Origin of the sequence: Nocardioides sp. T5 (genome assembly GCF_048161455.1) — a bacterium.
Lineage (GTDB): Bacteria > Actinomycetota > Actinomycetes > Propionibacteriales > Nocardioidaceae > Nocardioides.
Map to the genome: position 1 here is coordinate 2,544,576 of NZ_CP182415.1, position 22,757 is coordinate 2,567,332.

28 protein-coding genes, 1 tRNA gene, 1 pseudogene and 1 riboswitch are annotated in these 22,757 nt (G+C 72.7%); of the genes and pseudogenes, 8 read left to right on the forward strand and 22 right to left on the reverse strand.

The window, feature by feature from the left end:
* Window positions 1-15: 15 nt before the first annotated feature.
* The 6 genes from ACNKF0_RS12320 to ACNKF0_RS12345 all read right to left on the reverse strand — a co-directional run bounded on the left by ACNKF0_RS12320 (window position 16) and on the right by ACNKF0_RS12345 (window position 3,397).
* Complete coding sequence (locus ACNKF0_RS12320; protein ID WP_416952497.1) at window positions 16-294, reverse strand: DUF4031 domain-containing protein; 279 nt, start codon at window positions 292-294, stop codon at window positions 16-18.
* A complete protein-coding gene (locus ACNKF0_RS12325) occupies window positions 291-1,025 on the reverse strand; it encodes a TrmH family RNA methyltransferase (protein ID WP_416952499.1) in 735 nt (244 codons plus the stop codon). Before ACNKF0_RS12325 ends, ACNKF0_RS12320 begins: the two co-directional genes overlap by 4 nt.
* 53 nt (window positions 1,026-1,078) lie before the next feature.
* On the reverse strand, window positions 1,079-1,465 hold the full coding sequence (rplT, locus tag ACNKF0_RS12330) for a 50S ribosomal protein L20 (RefSeq protein ID WP_090971165.1): 387 nt from the start codon (window positions 1,463-1,465) through the stop codon (window positions 1,079-1,081).
* Window positions 1,466-1,539: 74 nt separating this feature from the next.
* Window positions 1,540-1,752 carry a large ribosomal subunit protein bL35 gene (locus ACNKF0_RS12335; protein ID WP_090971167.1) on the reverse strand — a complete coding sequence of 71 codons (213 nt, stop codon included), beginning with the start codon at window positions 1,750-1,752 and terminating at the stop codon, window positions 1,540-1,542.
* A gap of 127 nt (window positions 1,753-1,879) precedes the next feature.
* Window positions 1,880-2,617 (reverse strand): translation initiation factor IF-3, encoded by a 738-nt coding sequence (infC, locus tag ACNKF0_RS12340; RefSeq protein WP_366916551.1) that lies wholly within the window; start codon window positions 2,615-2,617, stop codon window positions 1,880-1,882.
* Between the two features lie 249 nt (window positions 2,618-2,866).
* Window positions 2,867-3,397, reverse strand: coding sequence for an SseB family protein (locus ACNKF0_RS12345; RefSeq protein WP_416952501.1), 531 nt, complete (start codon window positions 3,395-3,397; stop codon window positions 2,867-2,869).
* Window positions 3,398-3,443: 46 nt separating this feature from the next.
* Between ACNKF0_RS12345 and ACNKF0_RS12350 the strand changes: the two genes are divergently transcribed.
* The 4 genes from ACNKF0_RS12350 to ACNKF0_RS12365 are packed head-to-tail and all read left to right on the forward strand — an operon-like array spanning window position 3,444 to window position 6,616.
* Window positions 3,444-3,899 (forward strand): hypothetical protein, encoded by a 456-nt coding sequence (locus ACNKF0_RS12350; RefSeq protein ID WP_416952503.1) that lies wholly within the window; start codon window positions 3,444-3,446, stop codon window positions 3,897-3,899.
* Window positions 3,896-5,113 (forward strand): amino acid deaminase/aldolase, encoded by a 1,218-nt coding sequence (locus ACNKF0_RS12355; RefSeq protein ID WP_416952505.1) that lies wholly within the window; start codon window positions 3,896-3,898, stop codon window positions 5,111-5,113. The genes ACNKF0_RS12350 and ACNKF0_RS12355 overlap by 4 nt, the downstream gene beginning before the upstream one ends.
* The gene (locus ACNKF0_RS12360) at window positions 5,103-5,681 is read left to right on the forward strand and encodes a 4-amino-4-deoxy-L-arabinose transferase (RefSeq protein WP_416952507.1); all 579 of its coding nucleotides are present in this window, start codon (window positions 5,103-5,105) and stop codon (window positions 5,679-5,681) included. Before ACNKF0_RS12355 ends, ACNKF0_RS12360 begins: the two co-directional genes overlap by 11 nt.
* Window positions 5,682-5,710: 29 nt before the next feature.
* Entirely contained in the window at window positions 5,711-6,616 is a 906-nt protein-coding gene (locus tag ACNKF0_RS12365) for an aldose 1-epimerase family protein (RefSeq protein ID WP_416952509.1), read from the forward strand.
* A gap of 117 nt (window positions 6,617-6,733) precedes the next feature.
* Here ACNKF0_RS12365 and ACNKF0_RS12370 read toward each other — a convergent pair whose 3' ends face one another.
* From ACNKF0_RS12370 to ACNKF0_RS12380, 3 genes are read right to left on the reverse strand one after another with little or no spacing between them, the layout of a single operon-like run.
* Window positions 6,734-7,210: a PH domain-containing protein gene (locus ACNKF0_RS12370; protein ID WP_416952511.1), complete on the reverse strand. Its 477-nt coding sequence runs from the start codon at window positions 7,208-7,210 to the stop codon at window positions 6,734-6,736.
* Window positions 7,194-8,039: an ATP phosphoribosyltransferase gene (gene hisG / locus ACNKF0_RS12375; protein ID WP_416952513.1), complete on the reverse strand. Its 846-nt coding sequence runs from the start codon at window positions 8,037-8,039 to the stop codon at window positions 7,194-7,196. Before hisG ends, ACNKF0_RS12370 begins: the two co-directional genes overlap by 17 nt.
* Window positions 8,040-8,069: 30 nt before the next feature.
* The gene (locus ACNKF0_RS12380) at window positions 8,070-8,333 is read right to left on the reverse strand and encodes a phosphoribosyl-ATP diphosphatase (protein ID WP_299931560.1); all 264 of its coding nucleotides are present in this window, start codon (window positions 8,331-8,333) and stop codon (window positions 8,070-8,072) included.
* A gap of 107 nt (window positions 8,334-8,440) precedes the next feature.
* On the opposite strand from ACNKF0_RS12380, the gene ACNKF0_RS12385 reads away from it, so the two are divergent.
* On the forward strand, window positions 8,441-8,740 hold the full coding sequence (locus tag ACNKF0_RS12385; RefSeq protein WP_416952516.1) for a DUF3072 domain-containing protein: 300 nt from the start codon (window positions 8,441-8,443) through the stop codon (window positions 8,738-8,740).
* Here the strand turns inward: ACNKF0_RS12385 and ribH are convergent.
* The 6 genes and pseudogenes from ribH to ACNKF0_RS12415 form a co-directional block, all read right to left on the reverse strand.
* Window positions 8,737-9,216, reverse strand: coding sequence for a 6,7-dimethyl-8-ribityllumazine synthase (ribH, locus tag ACNKF0_RS12390; RefSeq protein WP_299931562.1), 480 nt, complete (start codon window positions 9,214-9,216; stop codon window positions 8,737-8,739). The two genes, ACNKF0_RS12385 and ribH, sit on opposite strands and share 4 nt — an antisense overlap.
* Entirely contained in the window at window positions 9,213-10,523 is a 1,311-nt protein-coding gene (locus tag ACNKF0_RS12395) for a bifunctional 3,4-dihydroxy-2-butanone-4-phosphate synthase/GTP cyclohydrolase II (RefSeq protein WP_416952518.1), read from the reverse strand. Before ACNKF0_RS12395 ends, ribH begins: the two co-directional genes overlap by 4 nt.
* Window positions 10,520-11,221 carry a nicotinamide riboside transporter PnuC gene (gene pnuC / locus ACNKF0_RS12400; protein ID WP_416952520.1) on the reverse strand — a complete coding sequence of 234 codons (702 nt, stop codon included), beginning with the start codon at window positions 11,219-11,221 and terminating at the stop codon, window positions 10,520-10,522. The genes ACNKF0_RS12395 and pnuC overlap by 4 nt, the downstream gene beginning before the upstream one ends.
* Window positions 11,218-11,862, reverse strand: a complete 645-nt coding sequence (locus ACNKF0_RS12405; protein WP_416952522.1) for a riboflavin synthase — start codon at window positions 11,860-11,862, stop codon at window positions 11,218-11,220. Before ACNKF0_RS12405 ends, pnuC begins: the two co-directional genes overlap by 4 nt.
* Window positions 11,863-12,928 (reverse strand): annotated as a pseudogene (gene ribD, locus ACNKF0_RS12410) (bifunctional diaminohydroxyphosphoribosylaminopyrimidine deaminase/5-amino-6-(5-phosphoribosylamino)uracil reductase RibD).
* An 84-nt stretch (window positions 12,929-13,012) separates the two neighbouring features.
* Window positions 13,013-13,142, reverse strand: a riboswitch (FMN riboswitch).
* Window positions 13,143-13,208: 66 nt separating this feature from the next.
* A complete protein-coding gene (locus tag ACNKF0_RS12415) occupies window positions 13,209-14,552 on the reverse strand; it encodes a M20/M25/M40 family metallo-hydrolase (protein WP_416952524.1) in 1,344 nt (447 codons plus the stop codon).
* A gap of 80 nt (window positions 14,553-14,632) precedes the next feature.
* Here ACNKF0_RS12415 and ACNKF0_RS12420 point away from each other — a divergent pair.
* Window positions 14,633-14,718, forward strand: a tRNA-Leu gene (locus tag ACNKF0_RS12420).
* 25 nt (window positions 14,719-14,743) lie between these two features.
* Here ACNKF0_RS12420 and ACNKF0_RS12425 read toward each other — a convergent pair.
* Both ACNKF0_RS12425 and ACNKF0_RS12430 read right to left on the reverse strand, forming a co-directional pair.
* Complete coding sequence (locus tag ACNKF0_RS12425; RefSeq protein WP_416952526.1) at window positions 14,744-15,412, reverse strand: response regulator transcription factor; 669 nt, start codon at window positions 15,410-15,412, stop codon at window positions 14,744-14,746.
* On the reverse strand, window positions 15,400-17,307 hold the full coding sequence (locus ACNKF0_RS12430) for a sensor histidine kinase (protein ID WP_416952528.1): 1,908 nt from the start codon (window positions 17,305-17,307) through the stop codon (window positions 15,400-15,402). The genes ACNKF0_RS12425 and ACNKF0_RS12430 overlap by 13 nt, the downstream gene beginning before the upstream one ends.
* A gap of 121 nt (window positions 17,308-17,428) precedes the next feature.
* On the opposite strand from ACNKF0_RS12430, the gene ACNKF0_RS12435 reads away from it, so the two are divergent.
* A complete protein-coding gene (locus ACNKF0_RS12435) occupies window positions 17,429-18,133 on the forward strand; it encodes a hypothetical protein (protein WP_416952530.1) in 705 nt (234 codons plus the stop codon).
* Here ACNKF0_RS12435 and ACNKF0_RS12440 read toward each other — a convergent pair.
* Window positions 18,081-18,536, reverse strand: a complete 456-nt coding sequence (locus ACNKF0_RS12440; protein WP_416952532.1) for a VanZ family protein — start codon at window positions 18,534-18,536, stop codon at window positions 18,081-18,083. The genes ACNKF0_RS12435 and ACNKF0_RS12440 overlap by 53 nt on opposite strands.
* A 32-nt stretch (window positions 18,537-18,568) precedes the next feature.
* Window positions 18,569-19,321, reverse strand: coding sequence for an SDR family oxidoreductase (locus ACNKF0_RS12445; RefSeq protein WP_416952534.1), 753 nt, complete (start codon window positions 19,319-19,321; stop codon window positions 18,569-18,571).
* A gap of 25 nt (window positions 19,322-19,346) precedes the next feature.
* Here ACNKF0_RS12445 and ACNKF0_RS12450 point away from each other — a divergent pair, with 25 nt between their 5' ends.
* The gene (locus ACNKF0_RS12450; RefSeq protein ID WP_416952536.1) at window positions 19,347-19,514 is read left to right on the forward strand and encodes a hypothetical protein; all 168 of its coding nucleotides are present in this window, start codon (window positions 19,347-19,349) and stop codon (window positions 19,512-19,514) included.
* Window positions 19,515-19,529: 15 nt separating this feature from the next.
* Here the strand turns inward: ACNKF0_RS12450 and ACNKF0_RS12455 are convergent, their stop codons facing one another.
* The 3 genes from ACNKF0_RS12455 to ACNKF0_RS12465 form a co-directional block, all read right to left on the reverse strand.
* Complete coding sequence (locus tag ACNKF0_RS12455; protein WP_416952538.1) at window positions 19,530-20,462, reverse strand: universal stress protein; 933 nt, start codon at window positions 20,460-20,462, stop codon at window positions 19,530-19,532.
* Window positions 20,463-20,546: 84 nt separating this feature from the next.
* A complete protein-coding gene (locus tag ACNKF0_RS12460) occupies window positions 20,547-20,933 on the reverse strand; it encodes a hypothetical protein (RefSeq protein ID WP_416952541.1) in 387 nt (128 codons plus the stop codon).
* Window positions 20,934-21,223: 290 nt separating this feature from the next.
* Window positions 21,224-22,633: an MBL fold metallo-hydrolase RNA specificity domain-containing protein gene (locus ACNKF0_RS12465; RefSeq protein WP_416952543.1), complete on the reverse strand. Its 1,410-nt coding sequence runs from the start codon at window positions 22,631-22,633 to the stop codon at window positions 21,224-21,226.
* Window positions 22,634-22,757: the final 124 nt, after the last annotated feature.

Sequence of the window (22,757 nt, forward strand, 5' to 3'; positions counted from 1 at the left end):
CCCTAGTCGTCGCGCCTACCGCTCCGACCGGTCCCGCGCCGCCGCCTTGGGCCGGCGCAGGCCCGCCTCGCGCAGCGCCGCGACGAGCGCGCGCGACGAGACCGGGAGGGCACCGGCGGCCACCAGGGCGTCGTACGCGTCCGCGGGGACGTCGTAGTGGTCGCGGTCCCAGCCGCGAGCAGGAATCCCGTGGGCGGCGGCGAACGCGTGGACCTCGTCGTAGGACGTGTCGCTGGCCAGGTGCGACCACAGCCGGTCCCAGCGCGGCACGGCGGGCGGGTCGATGAGGATCATGTCCGGGACCGCTGGGCGCGCGCGCTGGCGTAGAGGCACACCGCGGCGGCCGTGGACAGGTTGAGGCTCTCGGCCCGGCCGTGGATCGGGATGGCGACGCGGTGGTCGGCCAGGGCGGCAAGCTCCTCGGGCAGACCCCAGGCCTCGTTGCCGAAGAGCCAGGCCGTCGGCCCGCCGAGGTCAGCATCGAACAGGTCCACCTCGCCGGCCCCGTCTGCGGCCAGGACCGTCAGGCCACGTGCCTGGGCGGCCCGCACGGCCGCAACCGGGTCGGGCTCCACCGCGACGGGCAGGTGGAAGAGGCTGCCGACGGTCGCACGCACGGTCTTCGGGTTGTAGGCGTCGACCGACTGGCCGGCCATCACGACCGCGTCGGCGCCGGCCGCGTCCGCCGTACGGATGACGGTGCCGGCGTTGCCGGGGTCCCGGACGTCGGCGCAGATCGCCACCAACCGGGCCGAGGCCCGCAGGACGTGCTCCAGCGGCGCGTCGAGATGCCGGCACACGGCGACCACGCCGGCCGGCGAGACCGAGTCCGACAGCGACGCGAGCGCCCGGTCGTCGACCAGGGTGACCGGGACCGTGGCGAGCAGGTCGGCGTGCTGCTCGACCGCGAGGGGTGTCGCGAACACCTCCACGACGCACCCGGCGACGGACAGCGCCCCCTCGACGGCCTTCGGGCCGTCAGCGAGGAAGAGCCGCCGCTCGGTGCGTACCGAACGGCGGCTCAACTTGCGAGCCTCCTTGACGCGAGCATTGCTCGCGGCGAGGGGCGTCACGTCGTTCAGGCGGAGACCTTGGGCGCGTTGACGTCCTCGGGCAGCGCGGCCTTGGCGGCCTCGACGAGCGCGGCGAAGGCCGGCGCGTCGTTGACGGCGAGCTCGGCGAGGATCTTGCGGTCGACCTCGATGCCGGCCAGGCCGAGGCCCTGGATGAAGCGGTTGTAGGTCATCCCGTTGGCGCGGGCCGCAGCGTTGATGCGCTGGATCCAGAGCTTGCGGAAGTTGCCCTTGTTCTTGCGCCGGTCGTTGTAGCTGTAGACCAGGGAGTGGGTGACCTGCTCCTTGGCCTTGCGGTAGAGGCGCGAGCGCTGGCCGCGGTAACCGCTGGCGCGCTCGAGGGTGGTACGACGCTTCTTCTGGGCGTTCACTGCGCGCTTGACGCGTGCCATGGTGCTACTCCTTGTTGCAGGGGAAAGTCAGACGGACGGCGGCTGAGCCACCGGGGTGGTGCGGTGGGTGAGGCTCAGATGCCGAGCATCTTCTTGGCGCGTGCGACGTCGCCCTTCTCGAGCTCGACCATGCCGGCGTTGCGGCGGTGCTTCTTGCGGCTGCCGGTGGTCGGCGCGGACGCGAACGCAGCGCCGGACTTGCGGCCGGCCTGCAGACGCATGATCTTGCCCGAGCCGGTCACCTTGAAGCGCTTCTTCGCGCCCGAGTGGGTCTTGTTCTTCGGCATGTGTCTGCCTCAACTTCCTTGTGCGTGATGGTTCGGGGGGTGGTGCTGGTGCTTCTGGTTGAACGAGCGTGCTCGGGCCGTTGTCACGGCTTCGCCGCGACCTGCTCGATCGAGCCCTTCGCTTCGCTCAGGCCTCGATCTCAGGATCGAGGTTCTCGGAGCGGCGACGCTCCTTCTTCTGGGCGACCGGGCCGGCGGCGTGGGCCGCCTCGCGCTCGGCGTCCTCCTCGGCCTTGCGGTCCGCACGTGCCTGCTCCTTGGTGGCGCGGGCGGCGTCGGCGTCGATCTTGGCGTCGGCCTTCTTCTTGTGCGGGCCGAGGACCATGGTCATGTTGCGCCCGTCCTGCTTGGGCGAGGACTCGACGAAGCCGAGCTCCTGGACGTCCTCGGCCAGCTTCTGCAGCAGCCGGAAGCCCAGCTCGGGGCGGTGCTGCTCGCGACCGCGGAACATGATCGTGATCTTGACCTTGTCGCCGGCACCCAGGAACCGCACGACGTGACCCTTCTTGGTCTCGTAGTCGTGCTTGTCGATCTTGGGACGAAGCTTCATCTCCTTGATGATCACGTTCGTCTGGTTGCGGCGCGACTCGCGGGCCTTCTGGGCGTTCTCGTACTTGAACTTGCCGTAGTCCATGAGCTTGCAGACCGGGGGGCGTCCCTGGGGAGCGATCTCGACGAGGTCGAGGTCGGCCTCCACGGCCAGCTTGAGTGCCTGGTCGGTCGGCACGATGCCAACGGTCTCGCCGTTGGGTCCTACGAGCCGGACCTCGGGTACGCGGATCCGGTCGTTGATGCGCAGCTCGGTGCTGATGGGTCCTCCAGTGGTTCGGGTGGGTGGGAGTCCCTGTCGCACCGACTCATGCACGGCCGGAAATGGACGAAGGCTCCCGCTGTTGCCAAGCGGGAGCCAGTCACGACACGTCTCCCCTCTCGGGGAAACTGAGGTGTCCACCTCCGTCCTGCGACGGTGGTGGCTCTGGACCGGGACCCGACGATCTGTGGTGCTGGGCGATCGGTGCGGGTGGGAGACGGGTGGTGCGTGCCTCCGCTTGGCGAGATCAGTGGCACCGTGAAGCGTGGTGTCACTGATCCGTCAACACAAGAGGTTAGCGGATCATTCCGCCGAGGGGCCAATCCATCCGTGGCCGCCGGAGCCGTCGCCGATCTCCACCAGCCGCCACCCGGCAGCGAGCCGCGTGAGGTCGTCACCGTCGACGACGTACGTCGCGGGGCCTGCGAGGTCGACCAGCAGCGCCTCGGCGCCGTCCTGGATGGCCGCGGTGGCCGCCGTCGCCGCGGGAACCGGGACCGGACGCGCCTCAGGGTCCCACCGGGCCATCGAGGCGGTCGAGGTGAAGGCCAACAGGCCCTTGCTGCCGTCGGCGGCCTGCACCAGGACGGCCGCCATGTCGGAGGTCTTGTCGTGGGCGAGGCCGTGCTCGTCGACCTCCACCTCGCCCAGCACCGCGACCACCGGCACCAGCAGGCGCGCGTCCTGCAGGAGCGTGAGCACCGCACCGGAGGTGGTGCCACCCACCGCGTGGGCGGCCAGCGCGCGGGCGAGCCGCGGATCGGCGTCGCCCGCGTCGTCGGCGAACCCCGGGTCGGGGATGGTGCGCTCGAGGGATCCGTCGTCGTGGGCCACGGCTCCATCCTCTCCCGGACGTGGTGCGCTGTGGGAGTCTGGGGACGTGGAAGGGACTACCTGGGCAGCACTGACCGCAGCGCTCACCGTGGCGGGCGCCATCTGGACGTGGATCGCGTTCCGCCGACGAGGAGCCGCCAACGGGCTGCGCGCCATGGGCTTCACGCTGCTCCCGGCAGCGGCGTGGCTGACCGGGACGTTGGAGATGGTCACCGAGATCGCGGGCTCCGTCACCGACTGGGCGACCACCCTCGTGTTCGACGTACGCACGTGGGTGGGCGTCGGGCTCGCCGGACTGGCCGTCGTGCTGTGGTTCGTCAGCGGCATCATCCGCGACCGCCAGCTCGCCCGCGCCCAGGCCACCGGCCAGGCCGGCACGTCGGGCGACCGTGACGCGCTGCCGGAGGCCTCCTCCACCCGGACCGGTCCGACCTCGCGCGCAGCCGTGGACGACGAGATGGCCGACATCGAGGCGCTGCTGCGCAGACGAGGCATCGAGTGAGCGACCGGCTCGTCGACCGCAACCGCCTGTGGTCGCGGCTCGACGCCGCCGTGGCCGGCTTGCCCGAACCGCCGTCGACACCGATCGCGGTCGTCGACCTCGACGCCTTCGACGCCAACGCCGACGACCTCGTGCGCCGCGCAGGGGGCAAGCCGATCCGCGTCGCCTCCAAGTCCCTGCGGGTGCCGGCGCTGCTCGAGCGGGCGCTGGCGCACGACGGGTTCGCCGGCGTGCTGGCCTACACCCTCGCCGAGGCGCTGTGGCTGCACGAGACCGGCATCAGCGACGACATCGTCGTGGCCTACCCCACGGTCGACGTGGCGGCCCTGCGACGGCTCACCTCGTCACCCTCGGTAGCGGCCGCGATCACGCTCATGGTGGACGACCCGGCCCATCTCGACGTCGTGGACTCGACGCGCTCCTCGCCCGTGGTGCCGGTCCGGGTCGCGCTCGACGTCGACGCCGGGCTCCGGTTCGGCGGGCAGCACGTGGGACCCAAGCGCTCGCCGCTCTTCGACACCGCCGACGTCCTCGCCACCGCGCGACGGGTCGTGGACCGTGACGGCTTCCGGCTCGTCGGCGTGATGACGTACGAGGGCCAGGTCGCCGGCGTCCAGGACTCGGTGCCCGACCAGCGCGCCCGCTCCCGCGTCGTACGACGTCTCAAGAAGGCGTCGATGTCCCAGCTCGCGGTACGTCGCCGCGAGATCGCCGAGGCGCTCGCCGAGGTCGCGTCGCTCGAGTTCTGGAACGGTGGCGGGTCGGGATCGGTCGAGGCCACGGCCGCCGATGCCGCAGTCACCGAGATCGCCGCCGGCTCGGGCCTGCTGGTGCCGGGCATCTTCGACCACTACGCCTCGTTCGAGCCCCGCCCGGCGGCGTACTTCGGGCTGCGGGTGACACGCAAGCCGACCCCGGAGATGGCCACCGTCCACGGTGGCGGCCTCATCGCGAGCGGCGCCACCGGCGCGGACCGCTCACCCGTCCCGTGGGCCCCACCCGGGTTGCACCTGACGGGCCTCGAGGGTGCCGGCGAGGTGCAGACCCCGCTGACCGGGCACCCGGCAGCACTGTTGAGGATCGGCGACCTCGTGTGGTTCCGCCACGCCAAGTCCGGTGAGCTCTTCGAGCACGTCCGCGACGTGCACCTCGTGCGCGGGGAGACCGTCACCGATGTCGTGCCGTCCTACCGCGGCTGCGACCGTGCCTTCTGAGGCCCTCCCCGATCCCCACGCCGACACCTGCGCCGTCGCCGGCGAGGTCGCCGAGCGGGTGCTGGCCGCTCCGCCGACGCTCGGCAGCGGCCGGCTGGTGTGCGTCGACGGCCCCGCCGGTTCGGGCAAGACCACGTTCGCGGCTGCCCTCGCCGCCGTCGCTCCTGGAGCCCATGTCGTCCACTGCGACGAGCTGCTGCACGGCTGGCGCGGGCTGCCGGGCCTCGCCCGCACGGTCCGGGAGCTGCTCGAACCGCTGGCCCGCGGCGAGCGGGGCCGGTGGAGGCGCTGGGACTGGGCCGCCGACGACTGGGCCGAGACGCACCCCGTCGAACCGGGCGGCCTGCTCGTGCTGGAGGGCGTGGGCTGCTGGTCGCCGGCGATCGCGCCCCTCGTCGGCGTCCTGGTCTGGGTCGAGGCCGAGTCGTCGCTGCGACTGCGACGCGGCATGGCGCGCGACGGCGAGCAGATGCGCCCGCAGTGGGAGCAGTGGCGGATCGACGAGGACGCGCTGTTCGCCCGGCTCGGGACCCGCTCCCGCGCCGACCGGGTGGTCGTCACCGGCTGACGCTGCGGGCGATGTCTAGGGTGGCCGCCATGGTGTTTCCCAGCGGCGACCAGTACGAGATCTCGGCGGCGGGATACACCGCGGTCGTCACCGAGGGCGGGGCGGCGCTGCGCGACCTCCGGCACCACGGACGCGACCTGGTGCACGGCTTCGCGGAGACCGGGATGTCCACCGGTGGGAGGGGCCAGCTGCTGATGCCGTGGCCCAACCGGATCCGCGACGGTCGCTACTCCTTCGGCGGGCAGGACCTCCAGCTCGGCCTCACCGACCCACGCACCGGGAACGCCTCGCACGGACTCGCGCGCTGGGCGCCGTGGACCGTGGAGGAGCACACCGCGACCTCGGTGTCGCTGGTCCACCGCCTGATGGCGCAGACGGGCTACCCGTGGGCGCTGGACCTCCACGTGCTCTACGACCTGTCGGCGGACGGCCTCGTCGTCACCCAGACCGCCACCAACCTCGCGGCGGATCCCGTGCCCTATGCCAGCGGGGCGCACCCCTACCTGTGCGTCGGCGACTCGATCGAGGACCTCGAGCTCACGTTGCCGGCCCGGACCCGGCTGGTGCTCGACGAGCGCCAGCTCCCGACCGGCGTCGAGCCCGTCCCCGACGACCTCGACTTCACCTCCGGGCGCCGCATCGGCGACCGGGCGCTGGACCACGGCTTCGGCGACCTGCAGCACGTCGAGGGACGAGCCCGGGTGACGCTCGTCGACCCGTCGGGCGGACGTGGCGTCGCACTCTGGGTCGACGAGCACCACCGGTGGCTCCAGGTGTTCACGCCGCCTGCCGACGGACGACGTCCCGCCCTCGCGGTCGAGCCGATGACGGCGCCGGCCGATGCGTTCAACTCCGGCACCGACCTCACGACCCTCGCCCCGGCCGGCACCGCCGGTGACGAGCTGTCCGCGCAGTGGGGCATCCACGCGCTCTGAGACCGAGACGCGACCGTCACCTCTCGCGCGCACGTGCTGCGGATGTGGCCCTCTCATCGGCGTCTGAGGGGCCACAACCGCCGCACGTGCGCGGCGGTGGACGTCGATGCGGGCCGACTACTGGTCGCCGGATCCGGCCCGGTCGGCCCGGTCGATGAGGGCGCGCAGCTGGCGTACGCCGTCGCGGGCGACCTTGCCGTCGGAGCCCTGGAACGCCATCGCGGAGATGGTGGTGCCGTCGGCGAGGTCGAGCGTGGCCCACGGGGCACCGGCAGGCAGGTGCACGCCGAGCACCTGCTCCCACTCCAGGCGACGGGTGCGGAACCCGTTGACGACCACGAGGGCGGCCTGCTCGGCGGTAACGCGCGCACGGCCGAGGGCCCAGCCGATGACCGCGAACCCGGCTCCCATCGCGAGCAGCGTGAGCCGCTGCAGGATGTTGAACTTGGCGCGCGTCTCGTCGTCGAAGCCGAACCAGGCAGCCGCGCAGACGACGAGCAGCGTGAGCCCGAACCCGATCACCGCGAACCGCACGCCCATCGGTCGCCAGGTGTGGGGCAGCGCGGGCGCGGCGCGCTCAGAGGCGGCAGGCATGGATGTCGGTGAGGAGGATGGCGCGGGCGCCGATCGACCAGAGGTCGTCCATCAGGCGCTGCGACCCGGCGCGCGGCACCATCACACGCACAGCCACCCACCCGGGCTTCCCGAGCGGGGAGATGGTCGGACCCTCACGACCCGGGGCCAGCTCGGTCGCGCGGTCGAGGTGCCGCTCCTCGATGTCGTAGTCCATCATCACGAAGCTGCGCGCCACGAGCACGCCCTCGATCCGGCGCCGGAAGACCTCGAAGTCCTCGGACACCTCGCCGCCGCGGGTGATGAGCACCGCCTGGGAGTCGAGGATCACCTCGCCGAAGGTCTCCAGGCCGGCGGCCCGCAGCGTCGACCCGGTCTCCACGACGTCGGCGATGACGTCGGCGACGCCGAGCTGGATGCTCGTCTCGACGGCCCCGTCCAGGCGGGTGACGGTCGCGTCGACGCCGTGGCGGAAGAGGTAGTCCTCGACGACGCCGACGTACGACGTCGCGACGCGCAGGCCGTGGAGGTCCTCCAGCGAGGTGTAGCGCCCGGCGGGGCCGGCGAAGTGGAACCGCGAGCGGCCGAAACCGAGGTTCATCACCTCCTCGGCCTTGGCTCCGGAGTCGAGGAGCAGGTCGCGGCCGGTGATGCCGACGTCGAGGGTGCCCTCGCCGACGTAGAGCGCGATGTCGCGCGGGCGGAGGTAGAAGAACTCGACGTCGTTCTCGGAGTCGACGAGCGCGAGCTCCTTGGAGTCGCTGCGCTGGCGGTAGCCCGACTCGCGGAGGATGTCGGTGGCGGCCTGGGACAGCGACCCCTTGTTGGGGACGGCGATGCGGAGGGTCATGGCTGGCTCACTGGGTCACAGTCACTGGGGTCACAGGTGGGCGTAGACGTCGTCGAGGGTCAGGCCGGAGGCGAGCATGAGCACCTGCGCGTGGTAGAGCAGCTGGCTGATCTCCAGCGCCGTCGCGTCCTTGCCCTCGTGCTCGGCGGCCATCCAGGACTCGGCGGCCTCCTCGAGCAGCTTCTTGCCGATGGCATGGATGCCGGCGTCGAGCTGCTGCACGGTGCCGGAGCCCTCGGGGCGCTCCTCAGCCTTGGCGGAGAGCTCGGCCCACAGGTCCTCGAACGTCTTCACGAGGAGCAAGCCTAGGCGCTGGCACCCGTGGCGCCGTCCACGGGGCCCGGGCGCGGACCACCCGTCGGAGTGGTTGCGCTGTCGGCACCGCGGGCTACAGTCGCAGCATGAGCGAATCGAACGTCTCTTCGAACTCCGACACGACCATGGACCCGACCATCGACCCGACCACCGACGCCGCACCCGGCGACCCTCAGCAGGAGGTCCTCGGCGGACCCCAGGGCGACAGCACGCGCAAGGATCCCGAGGAGTGGGTCACCGGCGACGAGCCGATGACCGGCGCCCAGCGCAGCTACCTCGACACCCTGGCCCGCGAGGCCGGTGAGCAGCTGCCCGCCGACCTGACCAAGGCAGAGGCCTCCGAGCACATCGACCGGCTGCAGTCGGCGAGCGACCGCACCAGCTAGCCCGCCCGCACCGCCCGCACCACGCGGGCGGTGTCGAGCGCGGCTGCGGTCGCCTCCCACCCCTTGTCCTCGGCCGAGCCGTCGAGGCCGGCACGGTCCAGCGCCTGCTCCTCGGTGTCGCAGGTGAGGACGCCGAAGCCGACCGGCACGGCGTGGTCGACGCTGACCTGGGTGAGGCCGTCGGTGGCGGCGGAGCAGACGTAGTCGAAGTGCGGCGTACCGCCCCGGATGACGACACCGAGCGCCACCACGGCGTCGTACCCCTCCCGGGCGAGCGCTGCCGCGACCACCGGGAGCTCGAAGGTGCCGGGCACCCGGATCACCTCGGGCTCGGTGATGCCGTACGCCGCCAGCGCGCGCTCGGCACCGCCGACCAGGCCGTCCATCACCTGGGTGTGCCAGCTCGCGGCGACGACGGCGATCCTCAGGTCGCTGGCGTCGTAGGGCTGCGAGGTGGGTGCTCCGGCGCCGCTCATGCGGTCTCTCCTTCGTGCTCGGGATGCTGGTCGGGATGCTCGGCCTGGTGGTCGATCGCCACGTCGGGCAGGTCGACCGAGGGCAGGTGGTGGCCCATCCGCTCCGCCTTGGTGCGGAGGTAGGCCTGGTTGTGCTCGGTCGGACGGATGCTGAGCGGGACCCGCTCGACCACGTGGATGCCGAAGTCCTCGAGGCTGGCCGTCTTGTCCGGGTTGTTGGTCATCAGTCGCACCGAGGAGATGCCGAGGTCGCGCAGCACCTGGGTCGCCGTGCCGTAGTGACGGGCGTCGGCGGGCAGGCCGAGGTCGAGGTTGGCGTCCACGGTGTCGCGGCCACCGTCCTGCAGCTGGTAGGCCTGCAGCTTGGCGACGAGGCCGATGCCGCGGCCCTCGTGGCCGCGGAGGTAGACGACCACTCCCCTGCCCTCGGCGACGATCGCGCGCAGCGCCTCGTCGAGCTGGGGGCCGCAGTCGCAGCGCTCGCTGCCGAAGACGTCGCCGGTCAGGCACTCGCTGTGCACGCGGGTGAGCACCGGCTCGCCCGACTCGACGGCTGCGCCGATGTCGCCGTAGGCCAGCGCGACGTGCTCGCTGTCGTCGATGGTGATGCGGTAGCCGTAGGCGGTGAAGTCGCCGTGCCGGGTGGGCAGCCGCGTCTCGGCGACGCGCTCGACGTGGCGTTCGTGGCGCCGGCGGTAGCGGACGAGGTCCTCGATCGAGATCATCGCGAGGCCGTGCTCGTCGGCGAACGCGCGCAGCTCGGGCGCCCGCTTCATCGTGCCGTCGTCGTTGACCACCTCGACCAGCACTCCGGCGGGCGTCAGCCCCGCCAGCCGGGCGAGGTCGACGGCCGCCTCGGTGTGTCCGCGACGTACGAGCACGCCGCCCTCGCGGTAGCGCAGCGGGAACACGTGACCGGGGCGGGTGAGCTCCCACGGCTCGGTCGCGGAGTCGGCCAGCGTCCGCGCCGTGCGGGCCCGGTCGGCGGCGCTGATGCCGGTGCTCACGCCGTCGCGGGCGTCGACGGAGATGGTGTAGGCGGTGCGCAGCTTGTCCTTGTTGTGCGGGGTCATCAGCGGGATCTCGAGCCGCTCGAGCATGTCGCCCGGCATCGGCACGCAGATGACGCCGCTGGAGTGCCGGATGGTGAACGCCATCAGTTCGGGGGTCGCCTTCGCGGCGGCGAAGATGATGTCGCCCTCGTTCTCGCGGTCCTCGTCGTCGACGACCACGACCGCCCGGCCGGCGGCGATGTCGGCGACGGCGCGCTCGACGGAGTCGAGCCGCACCCGGTGCTCGGCACTCACGCGGACACCGCCTCGGTGCTCCGTCCGGCTTCGGTGGTGTCGACGACGGTGCGGCTGGCGCGCAGCCACACCACGAAGCCGATCACCACGAAGACGGCGTAGAAGAGGTACATCCCCGCCGTGGGGTAGTACCCGGCCTGCACCAACGTGGTCACGCCGACGATGTCGACGAGGATCCAGATGAGCCAGAACTCCACCCAGCCACGGGCCATGCCGTAGGTCGCGAGCATCGATCCGGTGAGGATCCACGCCTCGGTGGTCGGGCCCCACGAGCCGAGCACCTGGGTCAGCAGGACGTACGCCGCTGCGTAGCCGACGACGCCCAGGACGAGCAGCTGGACGCGCTCGGCACCCGTCGCCCAGCGCGGCGCGATGGCACCGCCGTCGGACGCGCCGCCCGAGCGTTGCACGTGCGTCCAGCGCCACCAGCCGTAGACGGACACCGCGGCGAAGAAGACCTGCCGACCCGCCTGCCCCCAGAGGGGCTCGTCGATCTGGCCGGAGAGCTCACCGGTCGCGAAGACGGTGAAGAGCAGGACGTTGCCGACCAGGCCGATCGGCCAGGCCCACACGAGCCGCTTCATCCCGAGGATCGCGCTGGCGAGGCCGAACAGGTTGCCGACCACCTCGCGGGCACCGAGCTCTCCGCCCGGTACCGGGATCGTGCCGTGGATGAGCCACTGGAGCAGGTCCATCATTCTTCCTCGTCGCTGTCGGGGGTGTGGGTGCTGGTGGGTGTGCGGTTCGGGGCGTAGGCGCCGAGCAGCTTCTCGACGTGCTTGGCGATGACGTCGGCCTCGAGGTTGACCAGGTCGCCGACGCGGCGGCTCCCGAGCGTCGTACGGGCGAGGGTCTCGGGGATGAGGCTGACGGTGAAGCTGTCCTCGCGGACCTCGACGACCGTGAGGCTGACGCCGTCGACGGTGATCGAGCCCTTGTCGACGAGGTAGCGGTCGAGGTCGCCGGGCAGCGAGATCTCGACGACGTCCCAGTGCTCGCTGGGGGTCCGGGAGAGGACCTCGCCCACGCCGTCCACGTGGCCCTGGACGATGTGCCCGCCGAGCCGCTTGTCGACGGTGACGGCGCGCTCGAGGTTCACCCGGTTGCCGGGCGCGACCCCGCGCAGCGACGTCTTGTCGAGCGTCTCCTGCATGAGGTCGGCGGTCCACCGGTCCTCACCGAGCTCGGACACCGTGAGGCAGCAGCCGTTGACGGAGATGGAGTCGCCGAGCCCGGTGCCCTCGAGCACGGTCTCGGCCTGGACGGTGAGCCGGATGGCGTCACCCTGGTCGAGGACCTCGGCGATCGTGCCGAGCTCCTCGACGATCCCGGTGAACATTCAGTTCCTCCTGCTGGGGAGAGGGGTGGTCGTGCGTGGGGTCATGGTGAGGCGCACGTTGGTGTCCTCGCCGTCGTGGCCCTGCAGCACGTGCACGTCGTCGACGTGCAGGTGCCGGGCGTCGGCGATGGTGGTGATGCCCAGGTCGGCGACTGCGCTGGTGCCGGCGCCGAGCAGCATCGGGGCGACGTAGGCCACGACCTCGTCGACGAGTCCGGCGTCGAGGAAGGCCCGGGCGAGCGTGGGACCGCCCTCCAGGAACACGTGCTGGCGGTCCATCGCGAACAGCTGCTCCAGCGCCTCCCTCGGCTCGCGGGTGCGCAGGCGTACGGTCTCGGCACGCTCGTTGAGCACGCGGCGGTCACTGCCCAGCTCGCGCAGTCCCATCACGGCGCGGAGCGGCTGGACCGGGAGGGGCTGGTCCAGCTCGTCGCGCACGGTGAGCTCGGGGTCGTCGACCTCGACGGTGTGGGTGCCGACGAGCATCGTGTCGCACAGGCCGCGGAGACGGTGGGTGTCGAGGCGGGCGGCCCGGCTCGAGACCCAGCGGCTGGTGCCGTCGGCCGCGGCGCTGCGGCCGTCGAGGGTGGCCGCGAACTTCCAGGTGACGAAGGGGCGGCGGTGCTCCATGGCGAAGCTCCAGACCCGGTTGACCGCGGCGGCCTCGTCGGCGAGCAGCCCGCCCACGACCTCGACGCCGGCCTCGCGCAGGCGGTCGGCGCCGCCCCGGGCGACCGGGTTGGGGTCGGCCTGCGCGTGGACGACGCGTCGTACGCCCGCGGCGATGAGGGCCTCGCTGCACGGCCCGGTCCGCCCGGTGTGGTTGCAGGGCTCGAGGGTGACGACGACGGTGGTGGCCCCGGGCGGCGTCACCGGCGGCGGTGAGCGCGTCGACCTCGGCGTGCGGCGACCCCGCACCGCGGTGGAAGCCCTCCGCGACCGTCGTGCCGTCGGGGGCCAGCAGCACGCAGCCGACGCGCGGGTTGGGCCCGAGGGGGACGCCCGGCGTCGCGGCGAGCTGCAGCGCGCGCTGCATGGCGCGGCTCTCTGCCTCGCTGGTCGTCATCTCCGCCTCCGGTCCGGGTGGGACTCAGGGGGGCGGTGGACGGGGCACTCCCCCGCAGGACGCGAGGGATGGCGTGCGAACCGTCAGCGTGCACTTCTCATCCGGACTGTGACCGTCGGTCCAGGAGTTCCACCTGGTCAACCGGCCACTGGCTGTGGTCGGGTCGCGGACTGTGACCGCCGGTGCGGAGTTCCACCGCCCCCAGAGCACGCAAGCTCTTCGTGGTGGCAACTCTGCCACAGCGCGAGGCATTCCCTCGCCCGGGTCCACCGGGCCGCCGTCAGACCTGGTCGAGGAACCGGTCGAAGACCCGTGCACCGAACTCGAGCGCGTCGACCGGCACCCGCTCGTCGACGCCGTGGAACAGCGCGGTGAAGTCGAGGTCGGCGGGCAGGCGCAGCGGCGCGAAGCCGTAGGAGCGCATCCCGAGCTTGCGGAAGTGCTTGGCGTCGGTGCCGCCGCTCATCGTGTAGGGCGCCACGAGCGCGTCGGGATCCTCGGCGATCAGGCTGCGCGTCATCGCGTCGACCAGGTCGCCGTCGTACGGCGTCTCCCAGGGCTGCTGGTGGGACTCGAAGTCGATCTCGATGCCGTCTCCCGCGAGCTCGCGCAGGGTCGCGAAGAACTCGTCCTCGTAGCCGGGCAGGAAGCGCCCGTCGACAGTGGCCTGCGCGTCGGTGGGGATGACGTTGGTCTTGTAGCCGGCGCGGAGCATCGTCGGGTTGGCGGTGTTGCGGATGACCGCGCCGAGCATGCGGGCGGCGTCGCCGAACTCCTCGACCAGCGCCTCGGCGTTGTCGGGCGTGGCCTCCGTGCCGGCGAGCTCGCCCACGGTGGCGAGCAGGACCTCCATCGTCGGGGTGAGCCGCACGGGCCACCGGTGGGCGCCGATGCGGGCGACCGCACCGGCGAGCCGGGTGACGGCGTTGTCGTCGTTGATCATCGAGCCGTGCCCGGCACGGCCCCGCGCGGTGAGGCGCATCCAGGCCATGCCCTTCTCGGCCGCCTCGATGAGGTAGACGCGGCGACCACGCACGGTCGCGGAGAAGCCGCCGACCTCGCCGACGGCCTCGGTGCAGTCGGCGAACCAGTCGGCGTGCTGGTCGACGAGGATCCCGGCGCCGTGGTGGCCACCCGCCTCCTCGTCGGCGGTGAAGCAGAGCACCACCTCACGGTCGGGGGCCGCGCCGGCCGTCGCGCGGGCACGCACGACGCTGAGCAGCATCGCGTCGAAGTCCTTCATGTCGACCGCGCCGCGGCCCCAGACCTGGCCGTCCTTGATCTCCCCGGCGAAGGGGTCGACCTGCCAGTCCGACGCCTCGGCGGGTACGACGTCGAGGTGGCCGTGGAGCAGCAGCGGAGGCCGGCCGTCGCCGCCACCCCAGCGCGCCACCACGTTGGCCCGTCCGGGCCGGCCCTCGATGATCTCGGCGCCGATCCCGACCTCGTCGAGCAGCGCGGCGACGTGCTCGGCCGCCTTGCGCTCCCCCGGCCCGTCGTCGGTGCCGTAGTTGGAGGTGTCGATGCCGATGAGGTCCTGGCACAGCTGCACGACCTCCGCGGCGGGGTCGTAGGAGCGGTCGTCGGAACGGTCCTGCGAGCTGTCCTGGGGCGCCTGGTCCATGCCGTCCATCCTGCCCCACGAGCGAGCACCGGCCCCGATTCGTTGCCACGGTGGGGCTTTGCTACATTTCTCCAGCACTCGTCCGGGTGGCGGAATTGGCAGACGCGCTAGCTTGAGGTGCTAGTGCCCGTATTAGGGCGTGGGGGTTCAAGTCCCCCCTCGGACACAGAAGGACACGAGCGAGCCCCAGGTCATCGACCTGGGGCTTCTTCGTTCTTCTGCACGGCTCCGCCGAGCCAGTTGAGCGTGGCCAGGACTCGCTGGTTGCCGTCCGGGTCGGCCTCGATGCCGAGCTTGGTGAAGATGGACCGCAGGTGCGCGTCAACCGTGCGGCGGCTGATGACCAGGTCCGCGGCGATGCCGGGATTGCTGCGACCGGTGGCGACGAGGCCGAGGACCTCGACCTCCCGATTGGTCAGCGACCGCAGCCTGTCGGACCCGCGCATCGCGTCGGGCAGCACCCCCGGGTCGATGACCGTGGCACCGGCAGCGATCTCCGCGAGCTGGCGGACGAAGGTGTCGGAGTCGAGCACCCGGTCCTTGAGCAGGTAGCCGAAGCCCGCCGACCGCCCCCGTGTCGCGCGCGAGACCACGAGCGGGTCGACCGCCTGGGACAGCAGCATGACGGCGAGGTCGGGGAAGCGCTCCCGCAGCAGGACGACGGCACGGCTTCCCTCGTCGGCGTACGACGGTGGCATCCGGATGTCCGCGACCACGAGGTCCGGCCTGAGGCGGACCGTCTCGGACACCAGGCTGCGGCCGTCGCCGACCTCGGCCACCACGTCGTGCCCGGCCGAGCGGAGCAGGCGCGCGAGCCCGTCGCGCAGCAGCACCTGGTCCTCCGCGATCACCGTGCGCACGGCAGCACCGCCTCGACGAGGGTCCCGCCGGCAGGTCCGTCGGCGACGAGCAGCAGACCGCCGTGGGCCTCGACCCGCTCGGCGAGGCCGCGGAGCCCGGACCCGAGCCGGAGGTCCGCTCCTCCGCGACCGTCGTCGCTGATCCGCACCACCATCGTGTCCCCGTCCCGCAGTCCTACGGCGACGTCGATCCGCTCGCACCGGGCGTGCTTGAGCGCGTTGCCGACCGCCTCGCCGACGACGAAGTACGCGCAGGCCTCCACGGCCGCGGAAGGCCGTTGCGCTGCGAGCTCCGGGGCGAGCTCCAGCGTGCCGATCCGGGCCCGGGCGGGCTGCAGCAGCACGCGGACGGCCGACTCCAGCCCTTCGTCGACGAGGACCTGAGGGAGGCGTCCGCCGGCCAGGGCGCGCACGTCCTGGACGGCGCCGCGGAGACCGCTGACCGTCTCCTCGATGGTGAGTCGGGTGACCGGATCGCCGATGTCGGACTGGCTCAGCTGGAGGTTCAGGGCCAGGCCGAGCAGCCGCCCCTGAAGGCCGTCGTGCAGGTCCTGCTGCAGCCGGGAGCGCTCCGCGTCGGCGGCGACGACCGCCCGCCCGGCCTGCCACTCCTCGCGTGCCTCCATCAGCGCGCTTCCGAGGACGGCACTGCAGTCGCCCCACGCGCGGGCGTGCCGGCGAGCGGCCTCGTCGGCGGTCATCAACAGCACCGCGGCACCGTCCTCGTCGTGCCCGAGCACCACGGCGCCGTCGGCCGCCACGCTCGCACCCGAGGTGTCGACCCAGGCACCGTCCCCGACTGCGTAGGCGAGCCGGGCGCCGGCGTCCTCGGCGAGCCGCCTGACGACGCCCTCGGCGACGCGGCGGTGCTGACCACCCACGAGCGCCCCTGCCCGCTCCAGCTCGAGCCGCAGCTCTGCGGCGGGATCCACGACCTCCTCCGCCCAGCCGAAGGTCCGGGTGCCGACCCAGCCGAGGGCGACCGTGAGGGCGACCGCCACCAGCACCGCGGCCTCCCGAGTTGGGAGCAGCGTCGTCGTCGCGAGCGCGGCGCCGGACGCCGCGAGCACGACCACGGCGACCACCATCGCGCGCAGGAGGGCGACGACGACCGATCGTCGCAGCAGCGTCGAGGACTCGTCGCCCATGGCGACCACCGACAGCAGGGCGCACCCGGCGGTCGCTGCCGAGAAACCAAGGAAGAGCGCGGTCGTGGTCTGCTCGCCCCCCAGCGCGAGGGCCGAGCCGAGGCCGCCGAGCGTCACGCACCACACGATGACCAGCACTGGCACGAACGCTGCGAGACCGGCGACGATGCCACGTCGCCGCGGCCGCCCGATCGTCCCGCGGACGGCCGTCCAGCAGGCGATCGGCGCAAACGCGAACGACACGAACCACAGGACCGTGCCGAGCACCAGCAGCGCAGGCGCACCCGACCCGAGGGCCAGGCCGAGACCGGTCGCCGCCGCGCCGATGGCCGCCACCGCGAGGACGACCACGACCCAGGACCGCCGCGACCGGCTGGTCACCCGGCCGCTCACCAGGACCGGCAGGAGCTGGACCATGGTCAGCGGGACGACGTGGCCCGCGGCGGCGAGGGTCGCCACGACCGGACCGCCGACCTCGGCCGCGGCGAGGGTGAGGAGCGTCGGGTGGGCCACCACGCCGGCGCCGAGCACGAGCAGCGACGCGGCCACACCACCCGACGGTCGGTCCCGGGCCGCCACGCCGAGGACGAGCAGTCCCGCGACGACCATGGTCCAGCGGACGCCCACTGCGAGCCGGAACTCCTGCTCCAGCCACGGCAGGTGCTGGACAGCGGCGAAGGCCGCGGTCCCGAGCAGGCCGGTGATGCCGTACGCCACCCGCCAGCGCAGCGCGGACGGCTCGGACATGCCGCCCATCGTCCCGCCTCGGTGCGTCCCGCGGAATAGGCGAGAACGCCGATGTGGCGGCGCGACCGCGCTCCTAGCGTCGGTACGACCTGCTCGAGCCGACCGTCCGGAGGATGCCGCCATGACCACAGAGACCCTGGCGCCGGAGCGCGCCGCCACCCGGGACGCGGTGCCGTTCGGTGGCTACGCCGCTGTCGTCGGCGCCGCGGCGCTGGCGGCGTGCAACGGGCTGACCAACTGGGTGCTCAGCCAGCAGACCTACGAGACCACGGCCGACATGCTCGAGATGATCGCCGCGAACCGCACCGTGATGCTGGTCGCCGACGCCCTAGGGCTCCTGGCCGCGATCCTGCTCGTACCAGGCATCTGGGCCGTCACGCAGCAGCTGCGGCAGCGCACCCCGGTCCTCGCCGGCATCGGCGGGTGGCTGGCCGCGTCCGGCTACGTGGCGTTCATGGTGCTCGTCGTCGAGGGGCAGGTCGCGATGGCCGTCGTCGACTCGGGAGGCGACCCGAGCACCTACGTCGACGCCCTCGACAACCACACCTCGATCGTCCAGCTGATGGTCTACGTCGTCTTCGGGATCGGTGGCCTGCTGGGTCCCCTCGTGCTGGGCGTCGCGATGCTGCGTCAACGTGACGTCTACCCGGCGTGGGCGGGAGCAGCGCTGGTCGCCAGCCCGCTGGTCCGGATGGGTGGTCTGGCCCTGGGGGTGCACGTCCTCCCGGCCGTGGCGTCGCTGCTCATGGCTGCCGCGTTCGCTGTCGTCCTGCTCAGGCGCGCTGCGCCTGCTCCCGCCGCCGACGCAGGGTCCCCGGGAGCGTGAGCACCATCGCCACGGCGATGCCCAGGAACATCCCGATCGAGTTGGCTGCGACGTCGCGGGGGTCGGGCACCCGCCCGGGGATCTCGCTCTGGACGCGCTCGATCATCGAGGTCAGCACGATCCCGGCCGCCAGCGCGACGAACCACAGCCGGGTGCCGACGAGGAGCAGCAGGAACACCCCGAGCGGCACGAAGAGCCCGATGTTGGCGAGGAACTCGATGCGCTCGACGCTGAGCCGGCTGGTCAGCGGATCCAGGTCGGGGTAGCGCTCCAGCCGGGCCAGGACGCGTCCGGCCAGGCCCGCGTAGTCGGGCTGCTCGTTGCCCGGGGTCAGCGTCACCAGCCCGACGAAGCCGAGGTAGAGCAGGGTCAGCAGGCTGAGGAACGGGTGGCGGTGCAGCACGACGCCATCATCCAGTGCTCACCCTGAGGGTCTCACGCGAACCTGACGCCGGTGAGCTCCTCCGACACCTCCCAGAGGCGCGCCGCGTCGGCGTCGCGTCGCATCGGTGGCCACAGCCGCTGCGGCCCCGGAGGGCCGCCGGCGTTGCCCGGCCACTGCGGCCCGTAGAAGCCGCCGTCCTCACCGGCCGTGGCCGCCAGCAGGGCGGGCAGCCGCGCGCTCTCGACCGTCCCGGCGACCAGTCCGCGCGCGGACAGCCAGCGGATCACCTTCGCGCTGGTGGTGTCCTCGTTGCGTCCGACCTCGGGCCGGGTGGCGAGCAGGCTGGTCGGTGCGACGCCCGGGTGGGAGAGGTTGCTCGTCACGCCCCAGCCCGCCGCCGCGCTGCGGCGGGAGAGCTCGAGCCCGAACAGGCCGCAGGCGATCTTCGACTGGCGGTAGGCGGCCATGCCGTCGTACGACCTCTCCCAGCCGAGGTCGTCCCAGTTCATCCCGCCGCGCCGGGCGGCGATGCTGACCTGCGACGTGACGCGCCCGCGACCGGCACGCCGCAGCGGGAGCAGGTGACCGGTGAGGGCGAAGTGGCCGAGGTGGTTGGTGCCCAGCTGCAGCTCGAAGCCGTCGGTGTCACCCGTCGCTCGGGCGGGGTCATCACGCCGGCCTTGTTGATGAGGAGGTGGATCGGCTCGCCCTCGGCGACCAGCCGCCCGCCCAGCTCCGCGACCGAGGCCAGCGAAGAGAGGTCGAGGTCGTGCAGCACCACTCTCGGAGCACGAGGTCGGCATCCGACCGGCGGAGCTGAAGCGCTACGTGCATCCCGCCGTCGGGCCGCTCGAGCTGAGCTGCCAGGTCCTCCAGGACCCGTTCCAGTCACACGCGCTGCTGGTGCACACGGCGACGCCCGGGAGCCCGAGCCACGAGCGGCTGCAGCTCCTCACCGCGTTCGGGAGCACCGTCGACGTCGCCCCGGGGTCGTGACGCAGGACGCGTCCCTCACGTCTGCGGCGCCACCTCGTCGGCGCTGAGCTCCCAGTCGTCGACGTCCGCAGCGTCCGTGTCGACCGGCACCACCATGACCGGGCACAGCGACGACCGCAGGATCGCCCGCGCGAGGGACCCGAGGTGCTCGGGGATCCAGCCGCGGGCACCGCGTCGTCCGATGACGACGAGGGAGGCGTTGCGCGAGTCGTCGACCAGCACGTCGGCCGGCCACTGGTGCCGTACCTCGACCTCGACCGGGACGGTGGGCCAGGCGTCGCGGCGCTCGGCGACGGCGGCGGCCAGCAGCCGCTTCTGCTTCTCCCGCCACCCCGAGTCCACCCGGCGGGTGATGATCTCGTCGTAGGCCGCGTCGAGCCGCCACGCGTGGACGACGCGGAGCGGGGCGCCGGTGCGGTCGGCCCAGGTGAAGGCCGCCTCGAGCACCTGCCGCGGCACGCCGGCCTCGTGGACCCCGACCACCACCTCGGCCGGGCCGCCCGGAGCGGGCTCCCAGCCCGCGGGCACCGACACCAGCGGGCAGTGGCACCGGGCAGCGGCCCCGTTGCTGGTGGAGCCGACGAAGAGGCGTTCCAAGGAGCTGGACGAACGGTGCTGCACGACCACCAGCCGGGCGTCGCGGCTGAGCTCGACCAGCACCTGCGCCGGGACTCCGGTGACCGCCACGGTGTCGTGGGCGACGGGGCCGCCGACGAGCTCCTCGAGCTCCTCGGCCACCTCGGCGACGATCCGGGCCGACACCGCGATGGCCTCGGCGGGTGTGATCACGAGACCGGGCACGGTCGGCAGCGACACCCGGCCCACGTGCACCAGCACGATGCGGGCGCCCTCCCGGCGCGCGTGCTCGGCGGCGAAGCGCAGTGCCGACGTCTCTCGTCCACGTCCCGTGACGCCGACGACGACGGCCCCTGTGGTCCTGGTGTCCATCGTGTGCCTCCTGTGTCCCTCCCCCGACGTGCTCCCCCGTGCCTCCACCTCCACCGTGCTCCTCGGCGGCGTCGCGAGGCAGGGTCAGAGGTCCCTCCGACCGGGCGCACGAGTCCCCTCCTGGCGACCCCGGCTGCCCCCACCGGGCGCTCCGACGAGCAGGGCGGCCAGCACGGCGCCCACCCAGCCGAGCGCCAGGTCGCCGAGCGTGTCGGCGTACGCCGTCGGTGCCTCGCCCGAGCGCGTCACGAACGCGTAGAACTCCCACAGCTCCCAGGCGAGCGACAGGGTCACCCCGGCCGCCACGGAGAGCTGCAGCCGCTGGCGCAACGGCGCCCGGTCCGTGCCGGTCAGCACGAGCACCGCTGCGCTGAGCGCAGCGGTGGAGACGAGGTGCATGGCGTCGTCGAACCACACCACCCGGTCGTAGAGGTCGAAGCGGTTGCCCAGCACGTCGGAGAAGGCGGGCACGGTGACCAGCAGGTCCGCGGCCCCAGGGATAGGGACGGCCGCGTCTGGATGCGAGGTGCAGGGCCGGCACCAGCAGGGCCAGCATGGGGTAGGTCAGGGCACGTGTGCCCGGCGCCTTGCCCTCGAGATTGCCCCAACCGGGATCGACCGCCACGCGGGCGACCGCGAGGAACAGCAGGGTCTTCGCGAGCAGGTCGGCCGCGACGACCCAGACCGGCGCCGCACGCGCGGCGGGACCGACGGCCTTGTTCGGGCCGGCCGCCGCGGGAGTGGGGCGCAGGGTGCTCATCTCAGTCCACCAGCACCCGCTCGCGGTAGGACGGCACCACGGCGGTCCAGCCCAGCTCCTCCGACACCCGCCGGGCGAGCGCGGCCGCCGAGCGGGGCTCACCGTGCACGACGTAGACGGTGCGCGGCGGCACCGGGGCCCGGGTGAGCCAGTCGATCGTCTCGTGCGCGTCGGCGTGGACGGAGAAGTCGGTGACCGTGACGACCTCCGCCCGCACCGGCACGTAGTGTCCGTGGATCTTCACCTGGCGAGCGCCCTCGGCGAGCTGGCGCCCGCGCGTGCCCTCGGCCTGGTACCCCGTGAGCACGACACAGTTGCGGCGGTCGGGCAGCTGGTGGGCCAGGTGGTGCACGACGCGACCACCGGTCGCCATCCCCGATGCGGAGATGATGATGCTGGGGGTGCGCGGCCTGTTGAGCCGCATCGACCCCGCGACGTCGTGGACGGACCGCACGTCCGGACCGTCGAGGTCGGCGAGCAGCTCGCGTGCCTCGGGTCGGACCTGAGGTCCACCCCGCGAGGCGGCCCGCCGGTAGCAGTCCAGCGTGGCGAGGGCCATCGGGCTGTCGACGAAGATGGGCACGTCGGGGATGTCGCCCCGCGCCATCAACCGGCGCAGCTCGAGGAGGACCAGCTCGGTGCGGTCGACGGCGAAGGCCGGCACCAGCACGCTCCCGCCGCGGGCGACCGTGCGCCGGACGGCCTCGGCGAGCCGCATCGGGTCCGGCTGCGGGTGCTGCCGGTCGCCGTACGTCGACTCGACCACGAGGGTGTCCGCCTCGGGGGGGTCGGCCGGGGGACGCAGGAGGGGGTGGTGCGGACGGCCGAGGTCGCCGCTGAAGGCCACCCGGTGCTTCCCCGCCCGCACCGCGGCCGTGGCGGAGCCGAGGATGTGCCCGGCTGAGCGGAGGGTGACGCTGACGCCGGGACCCAGCGCGAGCGGGTGCTCGAGGTCGACCGGCTCGATCAGCTGCAGCGCCTCCTCCACGTCGTGGTCGTCGTAGAGCGGGAGCGCGGGGTGGTGCTTGGAGAAGCCCGCGTCGTTGGCGTAGCGCGCGTCCTCCTGCTGCAGGTGCGCGCTGTCGCGCAGCACGATGGCCGCCAGCTCGGCGGTCTCCAGGGTGCACGTCACGCGGCCACGGAAGCCGTCCTTGACCAGGCGCGGGAGGTAGCCCGTGTGGTCGAGGTGGGCGTGCGTCAGCACGACGTGGTCGATGCCCGCAGGATCGACCGGGAAGGTCTCCCAGTTGCGTCGGCGGTGGGTGGCCAGCCCCTGGTAGAGACCGGCGTCGACGAGCACCCGCACGCCGCCGGTCTCCAGCAGGAACCTGCTGCCCGTGACGGTGTCCACTGCGCCCAGGAAGGTGAGGGCGGCGGTGGAGGTGGAGGTGGGGTCGTGCTCGGTCCTCATGACACGACGCTAGGAGCCGGTGGTCCGCACCGGCAGAGCCCGACGGCCCAGCCGTGCGGGACCATCGGCACTGACGTACGACGCCGGGTGCGAGCAACCTCGGAGCAGGAACCACACCTGCAAG